Annotated in this window: 3 protein-coding genes; all 3 read right to left on the reverse strand. The window is 34.7% G+C overall.

The window, feature by feature from the left end; genetic code table 11:
* Positions 1-252: 252 nt before the first annotated feature.
* Entirely contained in the window at positions 253-639 is a 387-nt protein-coding gene (locus ABVT42_RS21705) for a DUF951 domain-containing protein (RefSeq protein WP_353898023.1), read from the reverse strand.
* 475 nt (positions 640-1114) lie between these two features.
* Complete coding sequence (locus tag ABVT42_RS21710) at positions 1115-1459, reverse strand: hypothetical protein (RefSeq protein WP_353898022.1); 345 nt, start codon at positions 1457-1459, stop codon at positions 1115-1117.
* Between the two features lie 14 nt (positions 1460-1473).
* Entirely contained in the window at positions 1474-3678 is a 2205-nt protein-coding gene (locus ABVT42_RS21715; RefSeq protein WP_353898021.1) for a hypothetical protein, read from the reverse strand.
* Positions 3679-3820 lie beyond the last annotated feature (142 nt).

The raw sequence follows: 3820 nt of genomic DNA on the forward strand, positions 1-3820 counted from the left end.
AATTTTTCTGAATGGAAGATATTTCGACGACCTTTATCACGCCCTCGACTCATGACGTGGTAATAGGCATCTTCATATTCTATGCGAAGGGGTCTAGGCATAATTTATAGGCTATCACAGCCCTCAATACTGAACAAGTGAATTGACCCCTTATCTTTTTTTTAGTATCACAAAGAAAAATGCACCTGTTCAATGCGTTTCAAGTTATGGGTGTCCTTTGGTTTTTGTTTAGTTTTTGTTTTTGCTTTTCACTCACTTTATAGCTTCAATTTTAAGCAAATCTTGTAAGTGAATATCAGCAAGCTTTTGCTTGGATAATTCAACCAAAGTACTTGGAAAATTCCCTAATTCAATAACTTTCTCCTGCATTACTGCCTTTTTAATTTCAATAGTAGTCATTAACTCAAATACTCTAAATTTTTTCTTTAATTCAGCAATTTGCTTTACATTAATATTTTTATTTAAATATATTTGTAATTTAAAAAGTGCTTCTCCCTCGTATGGGTTTCCATGAGATTTAGGCGAGTTTGCATGAGCAGAGCCCTCCCAACCACAGTTTAGACACTTTAATTTTTCCAGTGCTCCAATATCTGGTGTTACTTCCCAATTATTAGAACCGCAGTTATTACAAATAGGCATTTGCATACACTCCATTAGTTAACTCTGTTACCATCAAAATTAGATGGAACCCTTTACCAATACAACAAAATAGGCTGGAATAACTTTTAAAAACTTTCTCTACTTAACAAACTAGTTTAATTACTAGCCACTAATAATATCTCGTAATTTTTAGCATCACATTCTGTAGCTTCATCACACCCTTCATACCTGAATACTACTATTGCCCCTCCTTTTGATAAATTTGAATACAACTGATTTGTACAAGAGTTTAACTCATCAATTGGGCTAGACGACAAAGGTAGCAAGATACCTATTAAATCCAATACTCCAGACTACAAAGCATTTTTAGCTAATACATTTTTAATACCAGATATTACAATTAGAACGCTTTTATTCCTAAACTTTAAAGGCAATAATACATCAACTACTAGTAAAATTTTGTTTGGAACTTTACCTTACCAAATAAATGGTAAGGTAAAGCTAAACTTGATGGTCAACTAAACTTATCAGTATTCTCATCTAACATGTTTAGTAGCTCAGCTGTTGATATTCTAATCGAGTCAAAATCATGAACATCCGCCCAGTTTTCATCATGTTCAACTTCCATGATAAATAACTCTATGCCTAACTTTGAAAGTTCCGATATCAATTTTCTTATTTGAGCTTCTTTTTCCTTGTGATCATTTAAAAAAAGCTCCGTAGTATAAAAGACTCCTCGTTTCCCGTCTGAGAGCCGGGAGCGAACAGAGTCTATAGACAAACCTGTAACATCTTTAATAACCTTTAGAGCACTAACATTGCTTTCAGGCTTTGCTGTAGAAATTGAAATTTTTGACATAACTATTACCTAAATTAAAACTCTTCACTAAATAATGGATTTAATGGGAATCCTCTCGTTTCATTCTGAAAGTTTCCTCCATGCAATCTATACAAATGTTCAGCAGGTGTTGCAGGATAAATATTATGCCCAAAGTCAGCTAATTGAGGATAATCTACAACATTATACATATGGTGACCTTCCATCGCTTCACCATTATATTTTGGAGTTTTTCTAGCCAATATAGCTTCTCTTTGTTCTACACTCCAATTTCTTGTTCCGGGCTGCCCTTGTTGTAGACGTTTACGCTCTAAACTCCAATATCGTGCAACGCCTCTACTCCTTCTATTACTAAGTCGTCGATCCCATTGCAGGTGATGCCACTCTTCCTTGGTAATACTTCGATCCGCAACTTTAGCCTTTAAAGTTTTCTTAGCATTTTCACCTAAAGGTTTAAAAGGAGTTTCAACACTTCTAAAGTGATCTGCCTTAAAGAATGTTGTTGAGTCTATCGTTTTTAAATTTGGTGTTATTTCTAATGCATTGGTATTTGGAACATTTCCATCATAAACTTTAGATAACGCACTATCAACCCTCGGCACTTCGAAAGTATTAAGATTTCCTCCCACTGAATACCCAAATCGTCTTCCAGTATCAGTAAATACAGAAGGAGCCTTACGTACATCATAATAGACTTTATCAATCCAGTCAGTTAATTCGGTATTATTCCAACTATTAGTAAAATGAGACTTATCTACGGCTCCTTGAGCTCTAAATGCTTCAAATTCATGACCTCTATGATAATTTCTCCTAGTTAATCCTTGCATAAAATGAACAGTTTCATGAGTTGCATAACCCGCTGCTTGATTATTGTTAGTAAAGGCTGATCGGTATATCTCAATGTTATTAGTTCCAAAGTAATATCGTCCCCCTACTCCTTGTTTTAACGGATCTGAATCAAACATCTTAACATTAACTTTACCTTTGCTAATTAGCTTAGCTGTCGCTAAAGATTCTGGAGTTCCAGCTGTTCTCAAAGCTCGTAATAATGAACTTGTGTTAGTTTCTAACGATTCTGCAGCTAACCTACCAGGATGAATAGGTGCAACATTATCCAATGATTTCAGATTAAATGAATCAACGGCTAAATCATCTACAATACCTTTAGAATTTACGTTCGACCATCCTTCATCCATTTTCCAACTTACATTAAGATCATCAGTAAACTTTCCAAACTGCGTGAAATTAATATCCGACAAATTATCTATTGCTTTAAAGGAAGCCTTTGCACCTTTAGCAGTAAGCCGCATAACATCATCAACACCAGGCATATAATCCATTCCAGGAATAAACATGGAACCAACGCCTATAGTCAGAGAACCAGCACTTGCAAGTGCATAATAATTTTGACCCACATTAGATAACAGTGCAGCGTATGGTGATACGCCAGGTCCTATACTTTTTAAAGTACCTGATAATGTAGCTCTAACACCAGATAAGGAAGTACCAACAAAATTCCCAAGTCCACTTCCAATTCTAAAAGTAGAAGAGACTGCCATTTTCCCTAAATTAAATATGGATCCAACTCCCATACCTCCAGCAATGATGCTAACAGCAGTCATACCAGTATTAACAACATCACTCACAAATGCTTTTTGCCCTGATATTTCCCAACTTCTATCATAAGTATTTTCAAGCTCAATTAAATCATCAAGGTCTTCAACATAGAAACTAGTATTTTTGATATGTTTTAATTGGTCTTGAATTCCATACTTCGCCTTTAAACCACCTATAATTTCTGCATGTTCAAAAGCATAATTAAAATAAGCTTTCGCTGCTTCTCTTTCGTAATATTGATCAGCTTCAATTTCATCAATATATTCATCGACATCAGAATTAAATTTATTTATCGCTTCCAGCCCACTAGTTTCAAAATCTAATCTGGCCTCTCTCATTTCAGCTTGTTTAGCAGCTTTATACTCCATTTTAAGCGCAGCTCTCTCTTCCAAACTCAAATCTTTATTTTCATAAGGTTTTACCGTCAACATCTCATCAATATCAACACCAAATCCAAATCCTTCACCAAAAGTAGATTTATCTAAATCAATTCCTTGTAATTTTAAGTCTTCGTTTGAGTCTATCTTAAACAAATCCTCTTCAACTTCAGGTAGCTCAAAGCTATATCTAGGCTTATCCTTTTCTAGAAAAATTCGTTTATCCAAAAGGTCTTCAACTTTCATCTCCTCAAGTTCTTTAATTCACAGGCCAAAGTGTGATTTCCCACATTAATGTCGAACCATTCAATCCTTTTCAGCCAAATTAACATGATCATTCAATTCTTCTTTATAACGTGAATTCGGGAAACTTAATTTTTCTGTAGAA

It is taken from the genome of Aliikangiella maris (assembly GCF_040719265.1).
In the GTDB taxonomy this organism is placed as follows: domain Bacteria; phylum Pseudomonadota; class Gammaproteobacteria; order Enterobacterales; family Kangiellaceae; genus Aliikangiella; species Aliikangiella maris.

Excerpts from the sequence above, each read along its gene's own strand:
- ABVT42_RS21705 (WP_353898023.1), bottom strand. The coding sequence starts at position 639 with ATGCCTATTTGTAATAACTGCGGTTCTAATAATTGGGAAGTAACACCA.
- ABVT42_RS21710 (WP_353898022.1), bottom strand. The coding sequence starts at position 1,459 with ATGTCAAAAATTTCAATTTCTACAGCAAAGCCTGAAAGCAATGTTAGT.
- ABVT42_RS21715 (WP_353898021.1), bottom strand. The coding sequence starts at position 3,678 with ATGAAAGTTGAAGACCTTTTGGATAAACGAATTTTTCTAGAAAAGGAT.